At 47.9% G+C, this 21,137-nt stretch carries 21 protein-coding genes; 1 reads left to right on the top strand and 20 read right to left on the bottom strand.

Annotation, left to right across the window (positions count from 1 at the left end; translation table 11 throughout):
• Positions 1–55: 55 nt before the first annotated feature.
• The 6 genes from ligA to LKD70_RS07865 all read right to left on the bottom strand — a co-directional run bounded on the left by ligA (position 56) and on the right by LKD70_RS07865 (position 6,713).
• The gene (gene ligA / locus LKD70_RS07890; protein ID WP_227707500.1) at positions 56–2,029 is read right to left on the bottom strand and encodes an NAD-dependent DNA ligase LigA; all 1,974 of its coding nucleotides are present in this window, start codon (positions 2,027–2,029) and stop codon (positions 56–58) included.
• Positions 2,030–2,102: 73 nt separating this feature from the next.
• Entirely contained in the window at positions 2,103–2,879 is a 777-nt protein-coding gene (locus tag LKD70_RS07885; protein ID WP_227707483.1) for a pseudouridine synthase, read from the bottom strand.
• A complete protein-coding gene (locus tag LKD70_RS07880) occupies positions 2,872–4,026 on the bottom strand; it encodes a DHHW family protein (RefSeq protein ID WP_227707482.1) in 1,155 nt (384 codons plus the stop codon). The genes LKD70_RS07885 and LKD70_RS07880 overlap by 8 nt, the downstream gene beginning before the upstream one ends.
• Positions 4,027–4,056: 30 nt before the next feature.
• A complete protein-coding gene (locus LKD70_RS07875; RefSeq protein ID WP_227707481.1) occupies positions 4,057–5,466 on the bottom strand; it encodes an MBOAT family O-acyltransferase in 1,410 nt (469 codons plus the stop codon).
• 18 nt (positions 5,467–5,484) lie between these two features.
• The gene (locus LKD70_RS07870) at positions 5,485–5,970 is read right to left on the bottom strand and encodes a DUF4358 domain-containing protein (protein WP_227707480.1); all 486 of its coding nucleotides are present in this window, start codon (positions 5,968–5,970) and stop codon (positions 5,485–5,487) included.
• Positions 5,967–6,713, bottom strand: a complete 747-nt coding sequence (locus tag LKD70_RS07865; RefSeq protein WP_227707478.1) for an SGNH/GDSL hydrolase family protein — start codon at positions 6,711–6,713, stop codon at positions 5,967–5,969. The genes LKD70_RS07870 and LKD70_RS07865 overlap by 4 nt, the downstream gene beginning before the upstream one ends.
• A gap of 253 nt (positions 6,714–6,966) precedes the next feature.
• Between LKD70_RS07865 and LKD70_RS07860 the strand changes: the two genes are divergently transcribed.
• Complete coding sequence (locus LKD70_RS07860) at positions 6,967–7,320, top strand: transposase (RefSeq protein ID WP_227707476.1); 354 nt, start codon at positions 6,967–6,969, stop codon at positions 7,318–7,320.
• A gap of 246 nt (positions 7,321–7,566) precedes the next feature.
• On the opposite strand, the gene LKD70_RS07855 is transcribed toward LKD70_RS07860, so the two are convergent.
• From LKD70_RS07855 to LKD70_RS07790, 14 genes are all read right to left on the bottom strand, one after another.
• Entirely contained in the window at positions 7,567–7,989 is a 423-nt protein-coding gene (locus tag LKD70_RS07855) for a sigma-70 RNA polymerase sigma factor region 4 domain-containing protein (protein ID WP_015573789.1), read from the bottom strand.
• A 66-nt stretch (positions 7,990–8,055) separates the two neighbouring features.
• Positions 8,056–9,459: an MATE family efflux transporter gene (locus LKD70_RS07850; RefSeq protein WP_227707474.1), complete on the bottom strand. Its 1,404-nt coding sequence runs from the start codon at positions 9,457–9,459 to the stop codon at positions 8,056–8,058.
• Between the two features lie 22 nt (positions 9,460–9,481).
• A complete protein-coding gene (locus tag LKD70_RS07845) occupies positions 9,482–10,819 on the bottom strand; it encodes an MATE family efflux transporter (protein WP_227707473.1) in 1,338 nt (445 codons plus the stop codon).
• Positions 10,820–10,879: 60 nt separating this feature from the next.
• Positions 10,880–11,401 carry a nitroreductase gene (locus LKD70_RS07840; RefSeq protein ID WP_227707471.1) on the bottom strand — a complete coding sequence of 174 codons (522 nt, stop codon included), beginning with the start codon at positions 11,399–11,401 and terminating at the stop codon, positions 10,880–10,882.
• A gap of 157 nt (positions 11,402–11,558) precedes the next feature.
• A complete protein-coding gene (locus LKD70_RS07835; RefSeq protein WP_227707470.1) occupies positions 11,559–13,352 on the bottom strand; it encodes a chemotaxis protein CheB in 1,794 nt (597 codons plus the stop codon).
• A gap of 53 nt (positions 13,353–13,405) precedes the next feature.
• A complete protein-coding gene (locus LKD70_RS07830) occupies positions 13,406–13,876 on the bottom strand; it encodes an EAL domain-containing protein (protein WP_265104775.1) in 471 nt (156 codons plus the stop codon).
• A gap of 112 nt (positions 13,877–13,988) precedes the next feature.
• On the bottom strand, positions 13,989–14,318 hold the full coding sequence (locus LKD70_RS07825) for a plasmid mobilization protein (protein ID WP_227707468.1): 330 nt from the start codon (positions 14,316–14,318) through the stop codon (positions 13,989–13,991).
• Between the two features lie 770 nt (positions 14,319–15,088).
• Positions 15,089–16,717: an IS1182 family transposase gene (locus LKD70_RS07820; RefSeq protein WP_227707467.1), complete on the bottom strand. Its 1,629-nt coding sequence runs from the start codon at positions 16,715–16,717 to the stop codon at positions 15,089–15,091.
• Positions 16,718–16,832: 115 nt separating this feature from the next.
• Positions 16,833–17,060, bottom strand: a complete 228-nt coding sequence (locus tag LKD70_RS07815; RefSeq protein WP_227707466.1) for a hypothetical protein — start codon at positions 17,058–17,060, stop codon at positions 16,833–16,835.
• Complete coding sequence (locus tag LKD70_RS07810) at positions 17,042–17,374, bottom strand: TetR family transcriptional regulator (protein ID WP_227707465.1); 333 nt, start codon at positions 17,372–17,374, stop codon at positions 17,042–17,044. Before LKD70_RS07810 ends, LKD70_RS07815 begins: the two co-directional genes overlap by 19 nt.
• Before the next feature lie 64 nt (positions 17,375–17,438).
• Complete coding sequence (locus LKD70_RS07805; RefSeq protein ID WP_008394697.1) at positions 17,439–18,434, bottom strand: PHP domain-containing protein; 996 nt, start codon at positions 18,432–18,434, stop codon at positions 17,439–17,441.
• 24 nt (positions 18,435–18,458) lie between these two features.
• Positions 18,459–19,463, bottom strand: a complete 1,005-nt coding sequence (locus tag LKD70_RS07800; protein WP_227707464.1) for an ABC transporter ATP-binding protein — start codon at positions 19,461–19,463, stop codon at positions 18,459–18,461.
• A 5-nt stretch (positions 19,464–19,468) separates the two neighbouring features.
• Complete coding sequence (locus LKD70_RS07795; RefSeq protein ID WP_008394693.1) at positions 19,469–20,275, bottom strand: ABC transporter permease; 807 nt, start codon at positions 20,273–20,275, stop codon at positions 19,469–19,471.
• Positions 20,275–21,120 (bottom strand): ABC transporter permease, encoded by an 846-nt coding sequence (locus LKD70_RS07790; protein WP_008394690.1) that lies wholly within the window; start codon positions 21,118–21,120, stop codon positions 20,275–20,277. Before LKD70_RS07790 ends, LKD70_RS07795 begins: the two co-directional genes overlap by 1 nt.
• Positions 21,121–21,137 lie beyond the last annotated feature (17 nt).

Here is a 21,137-nt window from a genome sequence, read left to right as displayed (position 1 = left end):
TCCCTGCCTTTCTTTCTTGGGTTTACAGAACAGATCCCGGACTCCTGTTCTGTTGTCACTCATTCATCATAGCTATAAATTCGTCTTCTGAAATAACAGGAATTCCGAGCTCCCTGGCTTTCCGGTTTTTTGATGATGCAGAAGCCGCATCATTGTTGATGAGATAATTCGTCTTTGAAGTCACGCTTCCTGTGACTTTCCCGCCTCTTTTCTCAATCTCCGCCTTTACTTCCGCCCGGTTCGCGAAGTGTTCCACACTCCCCGTTATGACAAAAGTAAGCCCCTCAAAACTCTGCGTACCCGCGGACTCTTCCTCTTTCGGAATCTCTACTTCTCTCAGAAGACGTTCAAACAGATCTCTGTGTTTCGTGTCCGCGAAATACGACACAAAAGTCCCCGCAATCACTCCGCCCACACCGGAAATGCCGCTTAATTCTTCTTCCGTCGCGTTTAAAATCCGCTGCGGATCATTGTCAAGCGCCGTACAGATCATCCGTGCGTTCGCAGCTCCGATATTCGGAATTCCCAGACTGTATACAAGCCGCGGCATTGTGGTTGTCCTTGCAGAGCGGATACTGTTCTGCAGATTTTCATAGGACTTTTCCCCGAAGCCGTCCATGTTCTTGATCTCTTCCTCATACCGGTCAAGGTGGAACAGATCGGTAAAATCTTTCACGTACCCGTTCATGATGAATTTTTCCAGAGTTGCCTCGGAAAGCCCTTCGATGTTCATGGCGTCACGGCTCGCAAAGAGCGTGAACGACTTGATGTGCTTTGCCTGACATCCCGGATTCGTACAGAACAGTGTCTTTGTCTCGTTTTCCATTGTAATCCGTGTGGCGCCTCCGCATACGGGACATGTTTCCGGAATATCCCTGACACCGCTCCGCGTCAGATTTTCCGCGATCTGGGGAATGATCATGTTTGCTTTGTACACGGTAATCCGGTCTCCCACTCCCAGTTCAAGTTCCTCCATGATGCTGATGTTGTGCACACTGGCACGGCTTACAGTCGTTCCTTCCAGTTCCACAGGCTCAAAAACCGCAACAGGATTGATCAGTCCTGTTCTTGAGGGACTCCACTCAATTTCCAGAAGCGTGGTCTCCGCTGACTCGTCGGCCCATTTAAACGCGAAGGAATCCCTCGGGAACTTCGCGGTTGAGCCGAGAGACTGGCCGTAGGCAATGTCATCGTAGACGAGGACAAGACCGTCGGACGGCACTTCATTGCCTCTGATATGATCCGCAAACCATGCCACCTCGCTGTCAATCGTCTCCGCCGTGACAGGATGATTTTCCACGACGTCAAAGCCCTGTTCTTTCAGCCACTGCATCTGGTAAATTCTGGAGTTTTTAAAATCTACGCCTTCCGCACGTACAAGCGTGAAGGCGTAAAACTTCACGTTTCGTTTCGCCGTGATCTCATTGTTGAGCTGCCGCACAGATCCGCTGCAGAGATTGCGGGGATTCTTGTACTTTGCCTCCGCGTCCCCGATCTCTTCGTTGATCTTCTCAAAATCCTTATAGGAGATCACTGCCTCCCCCCGCAGAACGAGTTCACCCTGATAGGGGATCTGAAGCGGAATGTTTTTAAACACTTTCGCGTTGTTCGTCACCACCTCACCCACTTCTCCGTTTCCTCTCGTCACGGCCTTTTCAAGTCTCCCGTTCCGGTAGGTGAGAACAATCGTCAGCCCGTCCAGTTTCCAGGAGATCATCGCTTTCTGATCTCCGAGAAATTCTCTGAGCCGTTCCACTTCTTTTGTCTTGTCCAGAGAAAGCATGGGACGCTCATGCCGCTCTTTTGGAAGTGAGCTTAATACCTCATAGCCCACATTCACAGTGGGACTGGAAGCAAGAGTTGTATTCAGCTCCTTCTCCAGTCCCAGCAGTTCGTCATAGAGCCTGTCGTATTCGTAGTTGCTCATGATTTCCATGTCTTCCTGTTCATATGCCTTCCGGGCACGGTTAAGGAGCTCAACCAGTTCCCGCATCCGCTCCATCTTCTCTTCCGTGCTCTTCTCTGTCATGCCCTTTTCCATCATGCTGCTCTCTGTCATGCGCTTCTCTGCCGCGCTCTTTTCTGCCATGCTCTTTTCTCCCTTACTCTCTCCCCTGTTTTTTCTGTTCCGGCACTGACCTGAAATCGTGGATCATATCATAGAGATCATCCAGTTCACGGTCCGTCAGCTCCCGGTATTCGCCCTCTTTCAGACTCCCCAGACGGATATTCATGATGCGCACGCGCAGAAGGTCTCTTACTTCATATCCCAGAGCCTCGCACATGCGTCTGATCTGGCGGTTCATCCCCTGTGTCAGAATAATCCGGAATGTGTATTTTCCGGTTTTTTCCACCACACACGGCCGCGTCACCGTATCCAGTATGGGAACCCCCGCGGCCATCCGCCTTACAAAATCATCCGTAATCTCGCGGTCAACCGTCACTTTGTACTCTTTCTCATGCCGGTTGGCCGCGCGCATAATCTGATTGATCAGATCCCCGTTGTTCGTCATAAGAAGAAGTCCCCGGGAATCTTTATCCAACCGTCCTGCGTATGTGATCCGCACCGGGTAATCAAGGAACCGGACAATACTGTCCCGCTCTCTTTTCTCCTGCGTGCATACAATTCCGCGGGGCTTGTTTACCGCGAGCACAACCATCTCGTCCCGCCGGGATACTGTCTTTTTCCCGACTTTTACCGTCTGGCCCGGCGTGATCCGCATTCCGGTCTGCGCAGTTTTTCCGTCCACCGTGACGCGCCCGCTCTCAATTAAGCGGTCCGCTTCTCTCCGGGAGCACACTCCCGCCTCACTCAGATATTTATTCAGCCTTACAGGCTCCTGTTTTCCAAGAAATTCTTCCCTGATCCGATTACTCACCCGAAAACACTCCGCTTATATTGTTGTCTGTAAAAAAGGTATTTCCACTGTACAGAATCAGGGTGTCCGTAATCCTGTAAGTATCCATAATATCATCCATTGTGCCGCTGTAATACCTGGGATCCACCACGACAATCTCCCGGAAATACGGGGTAAGAAACGGGATGAAGCAGTCTGCAAAGGAATCTTTCACAATGAGAAGCCGCCTCTGGCTCGTGGATACCGTCTTAATGTCCACAACCGACGTATTTCCGCCGAGGAACACACCGTATTTGTCCCTCGTCTCCAGCTTGGAGGAATCATAGAGAGACGTTGTCTTTCTTCCCTCGTCCACATAGTTGACAACCACATCGTCGTCTCCCTCTGACGGCACGTAGATGTCAATCTGCTCATACTCGTCAAGCCCGACGCCGCTCGTTGAAGCGAGCACCCCGTTAAACTGATCCGTCACCGTATAGGAAACAAAACTTCCCGACACATCTTCGTCAATCCCAAGTGTTTTTGCCGCATCCTGAAATACATAGAACGCGCCCTGCGTCGTCCAGTGATGGTCTGTCTTATAGTATATCTTTTCTGTTCTGTGCTTATTCAGAGTTGATATGGTATCTACCCATGTCACGGAATCGCCCAGCTCGCGCGCAGCCATTCCGAACATCTGGCTCTGATCCTCCACTGTTGCGAACGCCGGAAGCTGGTCCGTCAGAATACATGCCGCGTCCGGGACAAGCATCATAACCGTAGGAATGTCGGAATACCGCTCTGCAAACCCTTTTATCGCCTCCAGGTTGTCGGAGAGCTGCTGCTGATCCGGCACTTCAATATCATCGAGAAGCTGTCCGTTTTTTCCGATATAGACACCGTTCTCCAGCCGGCTGCCGCCCAGGCGGTCAATTCCAACCTTGAGACTGCGCCAGAAATTTCTTCCCACGAACTGATCGCTCATATAGCTTTCCCACTGCTCCATAAAATCGCCGTTCATGATCGTGCTCATGTTCAGATCCGGCCGCTCCTGGAGCACCCGGTTTTCCTCTTCCGACTGCTCCCTGTCCGGAACAATAAAATTCACAATCATCACGGCAAAAAGCAGCAATATGAATATTTTTCCGATCAGACCTGCGGTCCGTCCTCTTCTTTTCCTGCTGTCCATAAATCCTCACCTGAATTTCCGGGCCTGAGCCTAGAATCTGAAATACAAAAACGGGTTAAATGTATCTGTCACAAGGAATGCGACCGATATCAGAAACATACCGATATAGATCACAACTGCAGCCGCTGTGCGCAGTTTTGCGTTCCGCGGCGCCCGTATCACGCCTCTTAAAACCGACATTCCGAAAGCCGAACAGCCGAGCACCGACACAAGATACAGAAGCCAGTGGGTAACCAGAAGGAACGCGCCTTCTGAATCAACAATCCCTGCTCCTCCTCCGATCATGGCAAACAGATACCGGATCGCATATCCGAGGCTGGGGCTGAAGAAGAATACCCAGCCGACCAGGACGAGTACGCCCGCGTAAATGTGGCGCACCACATTCGGCAGCCTGTCCACGTATGCTCCCCATACATATTTTTCCAGCACAAGTATGACTCCGTAGTACACGCCCCATGCGATAAAGTTCCACGCCGCGCCGTGCCACATGCCGGTGAGCGCCCACACAACCATAAGGTTGAAAATGTTTCTGGACACGGAACACCGGTTTCCGCCCAGCGGGATATACACATACTCGCGGAACCATGTGCTCAGGGAAATATGCCATCTTCTCCAGAATTCAGTCACGCTTTTCGACACATAAGGATAGTCAAAATTCTTCCGGAACTCGAAGCCGAACATCCGGCCGAGTCCCAGCGCCATATCCGAATATCCGCTGAAATCAAAGTAGATCTGAAATGCGTAGGAAAATACTCCGATCCACGCCGTAAGAATCGACAGGTTTCCTGCCGCCATGCCCGACACCTGCTCAAAGACAGCTCCCGTGGAATTTGCAAGAATGACCTTTTTCGCAAGTCCGATGATAAAAAGCTGTGCTCCCTCGCCGATCTTCCGGATACCCATATGCCTGCGCCGAAGCTGCTCCTCAATGTCAGCATACTGCACAATCGGCCCGGCAATGAGCTGCGGGAACATGGAGATATACAGGGCAAAATACAGAATATTGTTCTGCGGCTGCGCCTTTTTCCAGTATACGTCCAGGATGTAGGAGATCGCCTGGAATGTATAGAATGAAATTCCAACCGGCAGCGGAAGCTCCCTGTACGGAATGTCTATCGGAAGCATCGCATTCAGCGTCTCAATAAGGAATCCGTAATATTTGAAAAATCCCAGGACAAACAGATTTGCCGCAACAGCAAAGATCACGCCAAGCTTCGCCCTGCGCGGATCCTCCTCATTCTCTTTGATGTCCCGCCCGCAGAAATAATTGAGCATAATCGAGAGAATCATGAGAATGACATAGACCGGTTCCCCCCAGGCATAGAAAAACAGACTCGCAATAAGCAGGACAATATTTTTCGCCTTAAACGGTACGATATAATATACTGCCAGCACAACCGGCAGAAACAAAAACAAAAATGTAATACTGCTGAATAACATCTGACGCTTTCCTCTCTGTCACAGACTGTTGTTAAAAGCGGCGAGATACTCCCCGGCCTTTGGCGCCGAGGCAAAAAAGATATACGTTCCCCTCACACTCTGCACGGAATCCTCAAGCAGCTTCACTTCCTCAGGCGCGTAGCCGTCAAAATCATTCGTCCGTGACTCCACACGGTCTTCAATCGCTTCCGTGACTGCCTGTACCTGGTCACTGTTTTTTACTTTGACCAGAAGCACTTCCTCGGCCGAGATGCTGAATTCGGAAGAATAGTACATAACCCCGTCGTAGTCCGCCGCGTTCAGTCCAAAATTACGCTTAAACGCAGCGGCGTCTTTCTCCGTGAGATTGGACGTGTCAAGAGAACTCTCCACCGCCTGTCTCACTTCCTCAAAAGGCCTGCTGCTTCCGCTGGCATACAGCATAAGCAGTACGACAAACACCACAATCAGGACACATACAACATATTTCATAATGCGCGCAGCGCTGAATTTCTTCTGTGTCATAATGAAGCCATCTCCGCCATGCGCTCACCCCATACCGGGTAAAAATCCGCTTTGAAGTGAATGCCGTCCTCTTCATAGTACTGATCCTGCACAAGCTCCGTATTGTCTATAAAACCGATCTGGAGACTGTCGCAGAGCTCCTTTAACGCCTCGTTGCAGGCCGCAATATTCTCCAGCGACGCGTCTTCCTCCAGCGCGTTATCCTGGACCGGAAAGATCGAATTCACAAAGATATGCGCGTCAGGCACATCTTCCATAATCTTTTCGAGAACAGTTCTGTACTGTTCCGTGAAACTTGCCGTATCCTGCGCCACATCATTCATTCCCACTGAAAGGAAGATAATGCCGGGACTTAATCCCTGCACCTGCGTAATCAGGTCATCAAGTTCGTTTAAATGCACACCGATCTGGGAGACGACACTGGACGCGTTCAGCACGTCATACTCCAGAAATCCCGCAGCGATGGAATCCCCGAGGACAACCGCGCCTGTAAACTTTTCCTTCAGGCTTCTGGTGTCTTCCCCATTGCTGTCCTGCTTTTCAAGAAGATTGATCTTTTCCTCAATCTCCGCCACATCTCCTGCTTCTTCCTGTTTGATATATTCAACCCCTGCGGTAACATCCGCCTCTCTGCCAAACAGTCCCATCACTCCCCGGACAATCAATATTATGAGAATGAGAACGACAACTGCAAATATGCAGAGAATAATACGTCTTTTTGTTCTGTTTTTTAACTTTTTCATTTAATGCCGCTGACTCTCTGTAAATCATTTTTTAATATCTGTAGTATATAATGCATATAGTACACCACTATATCTATATCATCATACTTTTTTTGCCGCAAAAAGTCAATGGGGCTATCGGGAAATAGATAGTCTTAAACAGGAGCAGGTGTGACTCGCACGAGTCACACCTGCTCCTAAATTTATCCCCTAAAAAAGAGCAAGATGACTAACGACAACCATCTTGCTCTCCGTTCCATGTTATAATGGAACTATGCTAAAACAAGATTATTATAACGACTTTTTTGAAATTGGGCAACAAAAAATTAACTTCAGTTTCTTCGAATTGAGTTTACCTGACGACGATCCAGTCTATACCCTGAAAAACGTGATGGAGGAATTAGATTTTTCGGGCCTGCTGGCCTGTTATTCAGACAAGGGAAGAACCGGGTTTAACCCAATCATGCTGTATTCTGTTGTTACCTATGCAAACATGCGCGGAGTCCGGGCTGTTGACCGTATTGTTGACCTGTGTCAGAGAGACCTTGCATTCATCTGGCTGACCAAAGGGCAGAAACCCCAGAGGGATGTTTTTTATGATTTTAAAGGAAAGAAGTTGGTCTGTTAGGTATTTCCGGGGCGGTTCTCGCAAAAAAGCGGCCTGCCGGACGGAAATATTTTTGCGGTGCAAGCCGCCATAGCAGGGTTTGGGGAAGGCACTCCCCAACAAGTTTCCCGCGAGGGGCAAAACCGCAGAATTGCGGATTTTGGCACCGTGGTAGAAACTTGCTCTGTAACTGCCGCAGACTTGCCCCTTTCTGGTTTTCCCGTACATAGAACGGACAGGACAGGGCTTGTTTCATAAGGGAGCAACTTACTCATACCGGCACGCCTCCATTTCCTCGCGCAGCCGCCGCAAGGCAAGCTGGATATGCCGCCCCGCTGTGCTGCGCGTCCGGCCGATATGTGCGCCGATCACTCGCTGCGGCTGGCGCAGGAAGTAGTAGCGCAAAATCACTTCCTGTGTCTGCTTTGGCTGGGCGGAGAGCGCGGCGGCAAGAGCGGCGTTACAGAGCAGGACGGTCTGGCCGCAGACGGTAAAGGGGTATTCCTCGTCCGGCTCCGGCCCGGCAAACTGGACAAACTTCTCGTCCATCAGATAGTCAAGGGAAATTTGCCGCTCCCATTTCCGGCGAAGCTGCAAAATCTTATCGCGGGCAGCATAGCGGATTACTGCCTTACAAAAGGCGTTGTGCTTGCGCTGGATGTACTCCTGATAGGCTTCAAAGTCGGTCATGGGAATTCCCCCTCTCTGAATAATAGTGCGGGGCGGCAGCACTCCTTGCTGTCGCCCCTTGATTGCCTATCTGCAAAGGCGGGCGGGGCTGTCAACGGCGGCGCGTATGCGCCGTTCATCTTGACCGTTGACTGGCTCGGCTGGCTTTGCTATTACCTTGCGGTGAACGTAAATGGATATGATCGCAGTAATCACTTCCGTGATCCAAAACGCATTCCAGACGCCAACCGCTCCGAGAAACCTGCTGAGTAAAAACGCAGCCGGGATGATTACCACTACATACCGGCAAAGAGAAATCAGTAAGGAGGGCGTGCCTTTCCCCAGCCCCTCCAATGCGCCGGAAGAAGTAACAGAAACCGCCGAGACGATAAATCCGGCTCCGATGATGCGCAAGGCAGTTTCCCCGGCCTGGATCGTCGCTTCCGTGTGGGTAAACAGCCCTATCAGCTGGCCGGGGATCAGCAGACATATCGCGGTTCCAAGCACCATAATGATACCGCTCATGCACAAAACAATCTGATAAATCTGGCTGACTCGTTTGTGCTCCCCTGCACCGTAGTTATAGCCGATCAGGGGGCGCATCCCCTGCACAATGCCATTCGCCGGAAGATAGATGAAGGTCTGCAATTTGTAATAGATCCCCAAAACCAGAATATACACTTCGGAATAGGCAGCTAAAATCGCATTGAGCGCCGAAATCAAAAGAGACGGAAGTGCAAGATTCAGGGTTGCGGGAATGCCGATAGAATACAGCTTGATGACCATCTTTTTGCTGGGCAAAATGTACTGCCTGCGGATATGCACGCGAATTGGCCGCAAAAGATAGACTACAAGGTAAATCGCCAGTGTCAGAGCCTGTCCGATGCCGGTTGCCAGCGCAGCGCCTTCAATTCCCATTTCCGGGAATGGGCCATAGCCAAAAATCAGAACGGGGTCTAAGACGATGTTTGTGATGCACCCGCACATCAGGCTGATCATGGTTGTCTTCATGTTTCCTACTGCCTGGAACAGTTTCTCAAACGCCATGCTGACGGTAACAATGAGCGTAAAGGCGAACGCAACGATAGAATAGCGGACGCCAAGTTCAATGACCGCTTCGGATGAAGTGAACATCCGCAGGAAAACCGGCATGATGGCGATACAGCAGACTGTCATAACAACGCCATGAATCACGGCAAGCACAAGTCCCTGCGTGGCGGCCTGATCCGTTTTTTCATGATCCCCCGCGCCCAGATAGAAGGCGATCACTGCATTGATCCCAACGCCAAATCCAATTCCGGCAGCATTGATAAAATTTTGAACCGGGTAAACCAACGATAATGCCGTCATAGCCTCCTCGCTGATCTGCGCGACGAAAAAACTGTCCACAATGTTGTAGAGGGAATTGACCAGCATGGATAACACCATAGGCAGGGACATGGATAAAATCAGCGGTAATACCGGCTTTTCTTTCATGAAAGTATCGTTCATAATTCCTCCTTCGCAGAATACGTTATGATTTTTTACGGTGATACCAGGCCATCATTATGAGAGCAACAAGCAAGGTGCCGGTTTCCGCGACAGGGAATGCAAGCCAGATTCCGTTCAGATGGAACAATTTGTCCAGACACCATAAGGATGGAACAAGGAAAAGCAGTTGCCTGCATAATTGAATTGCCATGCTGGAACCTACTTTTTCTGTGGCCTGAAAATAGGTGGAAATCATCGTGGAGAGGCCGCAAAACAGATAGCTTGCCGCCATAATCCGCATAGCGGATATTCCAAAGGAGCGCATGGTTTCCGACGCCGTAAACAATCCCAAAATCTGTGCCGGGAAAAGGATGACGGCCAACGTCCCCAGTATCATCATGCCGGTGACCAAAGCGGTTCCGTATCGGAAAGCAGCATGCAGCCTTTCACTGTTGCCTGCGCCGTAGTTAAACCGCATGACAGGCAAACAGCCCTGGATCAAGCCGTTTACCGTCATAACGATCAACTGCTGCACCTTAAAATACGCGCCAAAGAATGCGATCGCCGTATCGGAATAGGCCACCAGAAAAAAGTTTACAAAAGTCACCATAAAAGAACTAAGGGCGTTCATGATGAAAGACGGCAAGCCAAAGGCAAAAATACGGCGGATCATCTGCTTTTGCAAATGAAATCCTTTGATCTTTATCCGCACTTTTTGCTTTTTGCCCAGCAGCAAGGCAAATGCCAAAATCATGGACAGCAAATAGCCTGCAACAGTAGCCACCGCAGAGCCACGGATTCCCATAGTGGGGAAAATGCCAACACCAAAAATCAGAATGGGATTGAGCGCAAAATTGACCACCACGCCCGCAATCTGGAACCACATGGGAGCGACCATATTTCCGGTGGCCTGTATCATCTTCTGGATGGCGATATGCACCATATTGGGAATTTGCATGAACGAACATACGCTCATATAGGCAATGCTCAACTGATAAATTTCTTCATTATTGGTGAATGCCCGAAAGTAGGGTTTCATAATCAGCAATGACAGAAGATTGAACAAAGCCCCAATTCCAAAGGCCAGTAACAATCCGTGTGTAACGGTGATATTTGCTTCATCTTGCTTTCTCTCCCCAAGATACCCCGCAATCAATACATTCACACCGACACCGATCCAGATGGACGCTGCGTTCATCAGGGTTGTAATCGGGAATGACAGAGAAACAGCCGTCAACGCATTCTCACTCAGCCGCGCTACAAACGCGCTGTCTATCAGGTTATAGGAATATTGCAGGAACATGGAGATCAGCGGCGGTATCGACATTTGCCAAATCAGTTTTCCAACGGGCATGACAGCCATTTTGTTTTCCGTCTGCATACGATCCCTCGCTTTCCACAAATTGTCCGGCGCAGGAAAACTGCGCCGGACGGCAGGACATTAAATCCGAACAATATAGTTTTGTTTCCGCGCTGCGGGCTGACCGGATTCTTTGGCCGTATAACCCAGCGCAATCGCTCCGACGCCGCGCAAGGTTTCCGGCAGCTTCCACTCCCGCAGGAGAGCCTTGCCTTTTTCGCTGTCAAAAATCTCACGTTCCCGATGTACCCATACGGTTCCAAGGCCAAGGGCATGGGCGGCCAGCATCATATTTTCAAGGACGCAGCTTCCGTCCTCCACAAAGGTGCTTGCACCGCCATCTGCTAAAACCAGGATCACGACAGGCGCACCATAGTAGGGGTCTGTGCTGCTCCCCATCACTTCTGCGTTTAACTTGGCGATCTCCTGTCGGTATTTGGGGTCTGTGATTGCAATAATGGTGGGGGATTGATGTCCTCCGCCGGTAGGTGCATAAGTCCCGGCTTCCAGTACAGCGTCCAACGCCTCGGAAGGGACAGGTTGCGGTTTGTAAGCCCGTACACTACGGCGCGTCTTGATCAGAGATAAGAAGTTGTTTTCCATAAAAAATCATCCTCCATTCTGTCAACATTTCCGAGATGCAGGCAACAAAAAAGCCACACAACTATCATAAGACAGTTGTGTGGCAAAAAGATGACCGAATCCGGAAAAGTCCACTCAAATTTTACGTCTATTATTATAGCGAGCTTTCGGGAGACTGTCAAGTATCAATCTCTACGGAATTGTGGCGGCTGTCTGTTGCTTTTTGTGTTACTTTATGGCACATGAGCATTAAATCCCGGTTTATCATGCTGAAGAAGTTAAACGTCGCCTTTCCCGGCGCAATGGTAAGATAATCCTGGTAATTCCCGAAAAAGTGTATCACACTGTTCGCCTCGTTGACCACAACAGATGCAGGCAGAAAATTCTCCAGATAATGTATGTACGCACTCTCCAGTGTGTATTCGCTTACATTCCGGTCTGACGGAGCAGCAGATGTCCTGGGTGAAAACGTCTGAACATTCGGTATATTAAATGAAGGCGGTGTAAACTCATCCACTTTTCCCTCTCCTTTGTGAATATAGATTTTTTCTGTACTGCATACAGGAACAAATACACTCGAATACTCTCCTGCAGTCTCGCTTTTCCCCAGAAACAGATATCCTCCGTTTTTCAGGGCCGAATGGAAAATAGAAAAAAGGGATCTCTGCAGAACAGGCTGGAAATAGATCATCACATTCCGGCAGCTGATCAGATCCAGTTTACCAAACGGCGGATCTGACAGCATGTTGTGCGGAGCAAAGATAATCATCCTTCGTATATCTTTGGAAATGACGTACTGGTCGTTTTTCTTTGTAAAGAATTTCGCCAGTCTGTCACTCGGCACATCGTCGAGAATGCTTTCGGAAAAGACGCCTTTCCCCGCCTGCTCAATTGCTTTTGTGTCCACGTCTGTCGCAAAGATCTTGACGTCTCGCTGGACGCCCTGTTCCTCCAGCACTTCGCGGAACAGAATCGCGATGGAATACGCCTCCTCACCGGTGGAGCACCCGGCGCTCCACACACGAATCGGATCTTTCTCTCCCGTCCGCTCGACGATACTGCTGATGACGTTCTGCTTCAGCTTCTCAAAATACGCCGGATCTCGGAAAAAGTTTGTCACGCCGATCAGTATCTCCTTGACCAGAGTACTCGCCTCATCCCCATCTCCTGCCAGAAGATTCACATATTCGGAAAGCTCCTGTCTGTGGGTAACGACCATCCGGCGTTCGATCCGCCGCAGTACAGTCGTCCGCTTATAGTTCGTAAAATCAATGCCGCTCACCTTCTTGAGTATCGAATAGATCTTCGGGAAAGTCTCTTCGTCTGAAAAAAAGCTGTCCTGATCATGAGGGCGTATCAGCGTCGGATAATGTGAAAAATTCAGAATCTCATCCACGATCTCCTCCGGAGACAGCACAAAATCGGCAAGTCCCGTATTGATCGCGCTTCTCGGCATGCCGTCGAATTTGGCCGTATCCGGGCTCTGGATAATCACCAGTCCCCCGTTTTCCTTCACCGCCTTTATGCCTCCGGTGCCGTCGCTTCCGGTTCCTGAAAGCACCACCGCGATCGCCCGTTCTCTCTGTTCTTTCGCAAGAGAAGAAAAGAAGATATCTATGGGATGATTCAGTGTTCCGTGTACATAAGTGCTCAGTTTCAGTCTCCCTCCGCTGATTGTCATGTTCTTCTTCGGCGGAATAAGGTAAACCATATCCGGCATCACCTCCATCCCGTCCTCGGCCTGAACGACAAACATTTCCGTATGCTTTCCGAGAATATCTGCCATAAGACTTTTATAGTCCGGCGACAGATGCTGTATCACAACAAAACTCAGTCCGCTGTTTCCCGGCATATTCTGAAAGAACTGCTGAAGTGCTTCCAGACCGCCCGCAGAGGCTCCGATGCCGACAATAAGAGGGGAATTCTGCTGTACCTCTTCATTCCTTTCATTTGTGCTGTTCACATCTGACATATAAGGGTCCCTCCTCCTTATCATTTGACGTATTTTATACGCTTTTATCTGCTTCAGATATGTTTCAGATACCGTTTCTCAAATTCCTCCGCCGGAAGCGGCCTGGAGTAATAGTAGCCCTGCCCGAGGACGCATCCCGCTTTCAGAAGCGCCTCCTCCTGCCGGACAGTCTCCACGCCTTCCGCGATGCACTGCATATCGAAATTTCTGCATATCTTTGTAATATTCTCGACAAGCATCCGGCTGATCTCGTTTCCCGGCAAGTCATTGACAAGCGTCCTGTCAAGCTTGATCGTATGGAACCTGATATTGCTGAATACCGATATATTTGCGTACCCTGATCCGAAATCATCCAGTTCAAAGCGGATTCCGCACTCCATAAAATCATCCACAATACTCGCCAGCGTAGCTTTTTCCATATCACCCGCGGTCTCCGTAATCTCCAGTTCGATCTGATCCGCCGGGATACTCGGATAATGGCTCTGTATTGCAAGAACCGATGCAAGAGTTGTCGGATTAAACAGCGTAATGCGGGATATGTTGACAGATATAGGTGATGCGTCCCCGGTCGTTCAGGAAGAACACCCATTCCTCTTTTCGTTTTTTACTCATACGCGGCATAGCGGCCTCCTGTGGTTATAATTCCTTTCGCTGGGTCTCTTTGAGCAGCGACCAAATCTCGACCTGCCGTTCTTTCAGCTCCGCAACATCCTCAGCGTAGAGATTCCCGGTGCTGTTGATCCGGCGGCAAATCTGGTTGATATTCCCGGCAACCCGGCTGACGGCTGCGGCCAGCTTTTTCTGCTGGGTGTAATCCACTTTGATGATGTAGCCGTCGATTGCCATTTTTCTGAGATATGCGCCCATGTTCTTAGTCCCAAGCTGCGCCATCTTGTTTTGGATAAGCTTCCGCTCCTGCTCGGTGACGCAGAACTCGATGCGGATCGGTCTTGTGCGTTCAGCCATTGGATATTCGCCTCCTTCAAACTACAACGGACATTTCAAGCGGAAAACTTGGTACTGTGCAAAGAATTTTTCTGAACATGAAACCTTCCTTCACTTTACAACGGACAATATTTTATGGATTGGGGGGTATCTCCAAAAATTCTTTTCAATTTACAACGGACATTTTCTCCGAGAAAAACAGGGGTCTGCTTGAAAAAAGTGAAAATAAAAATGCTCCCGGCCTTGGAAAAAGCGGAAGCATCGCGTTCTGCGGATATGAGATTTTAGAGTGCAGCAAGCACAGCCGCTGTCCGTACACAGCGGCGAAATGAGCGTTCCGGCCTGTCTGCCAGTCTGCTCATTTGTTCTTGTTGGGAGCACCCAAACCCCTATAAAAACGCCACTTTGTTGTTGTAGAAAGGAACTGAAAAGTATTACCGCTTCAAGTTTGAAGAAATCCGCTTTTCCGATGAGAAAATGGTGACTTTGGTGGAAAAGATCGGATGTCATAATTTAACAAGAAATCGTGCTCGTAGGATGAAAGGATAAGTCGTTTTTAGAAAAGCGCTCAAGAAGTGCTCGTTCACAAGTTCTAAAAATAAACCATACGCAACCGGATTGACGGGGCTGTCGCATCAATGATTAGAAAATCATAGATGCGGCAGCATCTTTTTGCTATTTTTAAGCCGAAATATTCACTTCTTTTATTCCGTTTCTATAAAAAGGCGAACTTTAATAAACCTTTTCTGAAAAAAGGTTCATTTTCAGGATTTACTTTTGAGCTGTCAAAATCAGGCGGTTTGTTTGAGTGGAAATAAATGACGCCCTGTCCTTCCTGCCTGAATCTTATGATGAAGTTTGTTTATGTTATACCCGATCGCCAGCAGGATACTCTGGGCGGTTACATTTGCATTCCCTCGATATAAATATCGTCTGAATTCCATATCCTCTTTGATGTTTGCAAAACTTCCCTCGGCCTGGATACTTCGGTTCATTCGGAGCTGTGTACCATAATCACTGGTAATCCGCTCCAATGTCTCCTGACGTTTTTCTTTCATTTTTTTCGAAACGTACAGTACTTTCTGGCGGTCTTCCATTGGTGTTTTGCAGTTGTTCCCCTTGATGCAGTCTGTTTTGAAAGGGCATCCGCTGCATCCGTTACTTCGATATACGGTAACGGTTCTCCGGTATCCACTGGCCGTCTTTTCTCTCTTTTCGTACTGCATCGTCAACACCTGTCCATTTTTACAGTAATAACAGTCCGCTTTCTCATCATATTTCATGTTTTCCATCCGCCCGATATCCTGACGGTATTTTCGGGTTTTGGAAATTTCATAGTTCTGGGGTTTGATATAGGCCAGCTGACCGTTTTCTTCGAGAAACAGGTAATTCTCTTCGCTTTCATATCCTGCATCTGCCACAATCTCCTGATATTTAAACGGAAGATACAACTCCATATCTTTCAGGAATGGGATCAAGGTCCTCGTATCCGTAGGCCGTGGACTGATATCCAGCCATGTGATGTATTCTGAATCCACTCCATGCTGAAGATTATAAGCCGGTTTCAGCTGCCCATTGAGCATGGCATCTTCTTTCATTCGCATAAAAGTCGCATCCGGGTCTGTTTTAGAATAACTGTTACGGTCTCCACAGACATAAAGCTTTTTATTGTACTCCTTCAGTTTTGCTATGTAAGTTTCCAGAGTTTCCAGCGATTTCTGAAGGTGTGTTTTTCGTCGTCCGGTTCCATGAACAAAGACAATCCCTTCCTCCTGCCTGATCCTGCACAGCTTTTTTCGCAGCCTTTTTAATGTGTGAAGAGAGACTTTCCCGTTATAAGCGATCCTGAAACCGTAAAGATTTTCACACTCTTCCACAAAGACAAGAATCTTATCGAATAGTTTTGCCTGATTTTTCGTAATGGCTTTTTTCCAGACAAAAGTATATTTATTCGCAACGGATTCTATTTTCGTTCCGTCAATAAAGATACTTTTCCCGGAAATCTCCCCAAGGGAATATAAGAGTTTCGACACCTCGGCCAATGTCTTTTTCGAGCATTGTGCGAAATGCAGAGAAATAAAACGTGCAAAGGTTGCATGGTCAGGTGCTGGTTTCCCTTCCAAAAGGTACATGAAGTTGATATCCCTGCGGCATGCAGTTTCGATATCCCGGCTGGAATAGATCCGATTCATGCTGGCGCAGACCATGATCTTAAACAGCTGTCTCGGTGTCGCCTGATTTTTCTTTATCTTTCCATAAGTCTGATAAAGATCGCTGAGTTCCATTCCCTCCACAAATGCACTCAGAAGACGGACCGGATCATCTGCCGGAATCAAAATTTCCACATCCAGCGGAAGTTTGATTTGATAGTACAGAGAAGATAAGGTATAATCTTTCTGTAGGATTTTATTTATTCGCATAAATAAATTTTACACCAAGAGCCAGGCCTTGCACAGACCTGGCTCTTATTCTCTGCAAAAAAGTGCTGCCGCACTAATTATTTAGTGCGACAGCCCCTCTTCATTTACAATATTCTCAATCATGTTTTCCCGGAAACATCTTTCCCGTGATGATCTTTTCCATCTGTATGACCAGCTTTTCCTCATTCAGGTTTGGTTTTTCCATATACTGCAGCAGGACTCCCACCATTCCGCAGGCATAAAACCTCAGCATCACTTCCAGATCATCCACGCTCAGGTCAAGCTCCGGAACCTTACTGCGCGCTATCTGCGCCAGATATACGGTTACCGCCTCGACAAGCATCCCTCGATCTGAACCCAGCGGCGGGAATAGAGCAACCGCTCGAATTTTTTCCTGTTCTGCCGCACAAACGCGACATAAGTGGTCAGTGCTCCCAAACGGTCTTCTTCATTCAGGCTCTTCTGCATCAGCTCCTGCGTGGCACGTCGGAACGTCCACTCCAGCACATCCATAATATCTTTAAAGTGATAATAAAATGTCTGCCTTGAGATATGGCATTCCGCGATCAGCTTTGTCACCGTAATTTTATCTATGTCTTCCTTATCCAGCATCTGGGAAAAGGTATCTGCAATCACTGCTTTCATGTCTTCTCTCATATAAACACCTCTTCTGTGATGCTATTTTATTATACCTTTTCCAAAGAAACAAGTAAAAAATTTATCATTTTGCAAGCCAGATCGGGTTACTCCATGCAGTTTTTCCGTTCTTGTCCGTACATTTTACCCGAACATAAGTCTCATGACCCTTCAGTTCGTATTCTCCGTGCTCAATCGTATCGTCATAAGATCCGCACACTCTGGAAATACCGTCATTTATATCATTTCCAGCAACAAAGTCAATCCTGTAGACCGGACTGCAGTCAACGTAGGCCACATTGTCTCTGATTCCCCAGTCACGGATCTCCGGTCCCGATGATGAATAATAATTTCCTGCCAGCATATTCTGTACAATATCTTCATGCGTCAGCCTCTCTGCTTTGACCACGATGTAGCCTCCGCATGCGTCATCGAAATTTCCTTCATTATGATTGTCGTCCGATGCAAAAGCAAAAATTTTCTTTCCTTCTCTTAACATCACATCGAAATATGTTTCATCATATCCGGTATTACTTTCATTAACTGTATTATAGTTATAAATCTCAAGTGCCCAGATTCCTTCTGTATTTATAAATTCCTCTTCTCTCACTCTCGACCATATCGGATGATTGTATGTAGCTACCATACCGTGCTGTATCATTTCATCCGCCAGTTTCTGGGCAGCCGCAGCCCCGTCCCATTGTCCGTAATATTTATGCACCGGATGGATCTCATTGTGCTGATACAATGGAAGGACCGCATTTCTCTGCATCTCCTCTGTGCCGAGAATGCCATGAATGTGATGTACTTTTTTTCTTCTCCCGGAAACCTCATCATAATAAAGGATTGCGGACGCCTCAAGCCCCGGCAGGATAATGAAGTCATCACAGTCAAATTCCGCTCTGTAATCCGTATACTTATCATGTTCGGAAAAGCACAGAAAGTTGTATCCATGCTCTTTAAAAAGCTTTACAGACTGTTCAGGGGTAAGCATTCCATCAGAATTCACCGTATGGCTGTGAAGATTCCCCTTGTACCAGTTTCCTTTTTCCGAAAATCCGCGTATTGTAATTTTATCCACTTTTTTCCTCCTTGCCGCCCGGTCTTAAAGCCGCACACAGTTATGATCGGCCACTCCTACATTGATCTTCTCACCCACATTAAACATAGACATACTCCGGAACAGCACGTCTGCATACACTTCCACGCCATTGATATCAATATGGTAGCGGAGCACATTTCCTCTTGGCACATAGTCAATGATCGTTCCGTTCATACGGTAATCTTCCGTCGTGATCGTATCCTTGGACAGCAGGAAAGTCTCAGGACGGATTGCAAACTGTCCGCTGTTCCATTTCTTTCCTGTAATTGCTTCCATGGCATTCGCATCCAGAATATTATAATTTCCGATGAATCCTGCCGCAAAAGTCGTCTCCGGTTTTGTATAAACTTCTACAGGACTGCCCGACTGTTCAATAACGCCGTCATGGAATAGGTGTATCACATCAGACATTACCATTGCCTCATCCTGATCATGGGTTACGAACACAGACGTCAGACCAAGATCTTTGTGTATTCTCCGAATGCTCGTCTGAAGAGATTTTCTCAGTTTCGCATCAATAGCACTCAGAGGTTCATCCAGAAGCAGCACTTTCGGCTGCATCACAATTCCTCTCGCAAGAGCGACCCTCTGTTGCTGTCCTCCGGAAAGATTTCCCGGGGACTCTTTTTCTTTTCCTTTTAACTCTACCATATCAATGGCATCTCTTACACGTCTTCCAATCTCATCTGACGGAAGTTTCTGAAGTTTTAATCCGAAAGAAAGATTCTCTTCTACCGTCATATTCGGGAAAAGGCTGTACTGCTGGAACACCATTCCGATATTACGGTCCTTTGGATCTTTGTTTGTAATATCCTCACCGTCCAGCAGTATCTGTCCCCCTGAGATCTGCTCAAGTCCTGCGAGACAGCGGAGCAGCGTACTCTTTCCACATCCGGAAGGGCCCAGAAGTGTAACAAAATCACCTTTCTGGATTTCCAGATTGATTCCCTTTAACACATGATTATCACCATAAAATTTATCGATATTTTTAAATTCAATATAAGCCATTTTCTTTATCTGTCCTTTCTGTCTTTGCCCTTCGACTGCAGGAAAAATGCACAAGCCGAAATGATCAGAGTTACGAGGAAAAGTATAACGATCACGGCGCAGGTCCTCTGCCCGGATTTTTTCATTACATCATATAAATACATCTGTGCTGTCATAAACTGTCCGCCCGCCAGTGTATTAATGATAACGAAATCACCAAATACAATTGCCATCGCCAGCATGACTGAAATTGTGACACCGCTCATAATATTCGGAATAACGACGCGGAAGAATGCGTAAAACTTGCTCGCTCCCAGCATCTGCGCCGCCTCGATAAGCCTTGGCGCCCCGACACCGTTCAGATTATTTCTGATTCCCTGATATACATAGGGAAGGATTACAACCATATAAGTCGCAACAAGCATGAACATTCTGTCTCCGAAAGGTTCCGGCGCACTGCTGTAAAGCGACAGAACGCAGATTGGAAGGATGACGCCCTGGATTGCATACGGAATCGTACACAGAATCTGAATCATTTTATCCCATTCCGGATGGTAGACAACTACCACATACATCGCCAGCAGTACAAACACTGTACACAGCACGATCGGAACAATAGAAATAATAACCGTACGCCCGACTGCTTTCCAGAACAGAGGATCAGTAAACAGCTCTGTATAAGCTCCCAGAGTAAAACCTGTCGGCATCACGTCGATCCACTCCTGAAAAAGGGAGTAAATCAGCGTCATTACCAGTGGGAGAAGCAGATACACTATAATTACAATAATCGCAATCTTTGATCCTGCATTGCGTTTCTTTTTTTCTGTATTCATCAGCGTCTCCCCCCTTTCTTTGGAGTCATCTTATTCTGTACGCCAATGGCGATCACCATGAAGACCATCATGATGACTGCAATCGCACTTCCGAACTCCGGTCTCTGTATGATATCGCCGACGAACTGTTCCGACAGACGGATCGGAAGCAGTGATACATTGTTCATCAGCAGTGCATAGGCAGACGCATAAGCTGCCAGTGCGTTGGCAAACAATACAGAAAATGTTCCCAGTATACTCGGCATCAGTACTGGGATGCCGACTTTCCTCCAGAATGTCATCCGGCTGCCGCCCAGAAGGGCAACCGCTTCTTTCCACTCTTTTCTGATCGAATCAAATGCCGGGATCAGCAGGAGTGTGGACAGGGGGATTTGGAAATATACATATATCAGCAGAAGTCCCCATACAGAATACAGGGGGAACTCCGCCAGAAATTCAATTCCGTAATTCGCGCCGATCATCGTCATGACACCGATGTTTCCAAACATAATGATATATGCAAACGCCAGCGGTACGCCCGAAAAATTTGATACCATATTCAGAATACTCATGAATACCTGCTTCAGTTTACCTTTTTCCTCATGGACTGCTTTTGCACCGATAAATGCCACGAGCAGCCCGATAACCGAAGAAAGAATCGAGATGAGCAGACTGTTGACTATGGCCTGCTGATACAGTTTTCCGGTAAATATATTAATATAGTTATCAAGTGTAAATCCCATGTCTCCTCCCTCCGGGAAGAAACTTCTGATGACCGTAAAAATGACCGGTATGATCTCAAACAGAAGACATAGCAGCAAAAACGGCACCAGCGCAAATATGTATGTTTTCTTTTGTGTTTTCATATTAACCTCACCTTTTA

The organism is Ruminococcus turbiniformis (assembly GCF_020687545.1).
In the GTDB taxonomy this organism is placed as follows: domain Bacteria; phylum Bacillota; class Clostridia; order Lachnospirales; family Lachnospiraceae; genus Mediterraneibacter; species Mediterraneibacter turbiniformis.
The sequence above is the reverse complement of the archived record's forward strand: the minus strand, read 5'-3'. Positions and strand labels throughout refer to the sequence as shown.

What these genes read in the sequence shown, in the direction of transcription:
- LKD70_RS07790 (WP_008394690.1), bottom strand. Translation starts at nt 21,120, where the DNA reads ATGAAAACACAAAAGAAAACATACATATTTGCGCTGGTGCCGTTTTTG.
- LKD70_RS07840 (WP_227707471.1), bottom strand. Translation starts at nt 11,401, where the DNA reads ATGGAAAACAACTTCTTATCTCTGATCAAGACGCGCCGTAGTGTACGG.
- LKD70_RS07825 (WP_227707468.1), bottom strand. Translation starts at nt 14,318, where the DNA reads ATGGCTGAACGCACAAGACCGATCCGCATCGAGTTCTGCGTCACCGAG.
- ligA (WP_227707500.1), bottom strand. Translation starts at nt 2,029, where the DNA reads ATGACAGAGAAGAGCACGGAAGAGAAGATGGAGCGGATGCGGGAACTG.
- LKD70_RS07855 (WP_015573789.1), bottom strand. Translation starts at nt 7,989, where the DNA reads ATGACCGACTTTGAAGCCTATCAGGAGTACATCCAGCGCAAGCACAAC.
- LKD70_RS07880 (WP_227707482.1), bottom strand. Translation starts at nt 4,026, where the DNA reads ATGGACAGCAGGAAAAGAAGAGGACGGACCGCAGGTCTGATCGGAAAA.
- LKD70_RS07875 (WP_227707481.1), bottom strand. Translation starts at nt 5,466, where the DNA reads ATGTTATTCAGCAGTATTACATTTTTGTTTTTGTTTCTGCCGGTTGTG.
- LKD70_RS07845 (WP_227707473.1), bottom strand. Translation starts at nt 10,819, where the DNA reads ATGCAGACGGAAAACAAAATGGCTGTCATGCCCGTTGGAAAACTGATT.
- LKD70_RS07850 (WP_227707474.1), bottom strand. Translation starts at nt 9,459, where the DNA reads ATGAACGATACTTTCATGAAAGAAAAGCCGGTATTACCGCTGATTTTA.
- LKD70_RS07835 (WP_227707470.1), bottom strand. Translation starts at nt 13,352, where the DNA reads ATGTCAGATGTGAACAGCACAAATGAAAGGAATGAAGAGGTACAGCAG.
- LKD70_RS07860 (WP_227707476.1), top strand. Translation starts at nt 6,967, where the DNA reads ATGCTAAAACAAGATTATTATAACGACTTTTTTGAAATTGGGCAACAA.
- LKD70_RS07820 (WP_227707467.1), bottom strand. Translation starts at nt 16,717, where the DNA reads ATGCGAATAAATAAAATCCTACAGAAAGATTATACCTTATCTTCTCTG.
- LKD70_RS07810 (WP_227707465.1), bottom strand. Translation starts at nt 17,374, where the DNA reads ATGAGAGAAGACATGAAAGCAGTGATTGCAGATACCTTTTCCCAGATG.
- LKD70_RS07870 (WP_227707480.1), bottom strand. Translation starts at nt 5,970, where the DNA reads ATGACACAGAAGAAATTCAGCGCTGCGCGCATTATGAAATATGTTGTA.
- LKD70_RS07815 (WP_227707466.1), bottom strand. Translation starts at nt 17,060, where the DNA reads ATGCTTGTCGAGGCGGTAACCGTATATCTGGCGCAGATAGCGCGCAGT.
- LKD70_RS07800 (WP_227707464.1), bottom strand. Translation starts at nt 19,463, where the DNA reads ATGGCTTATATTGAATTTAAAAATATCGATAAATTTTATGGTGATAAT.
- LKD70_RS07795 (WP_008394693.1), bottom strand. Translation starts at nt 20,275, where the DNA reads ATGAATACAGAAAAAAAGAAACGCAATGCAGGATCAAAGATTGCGATT.
- LKD70_RS07865 (WP_227707478.1), bottom strand. Translation starts at nt 6,713, where the DNA reads ATGAAAAAGTTAAAAAACAGAACAAAAAGACGTATTATTCTCTGCATA.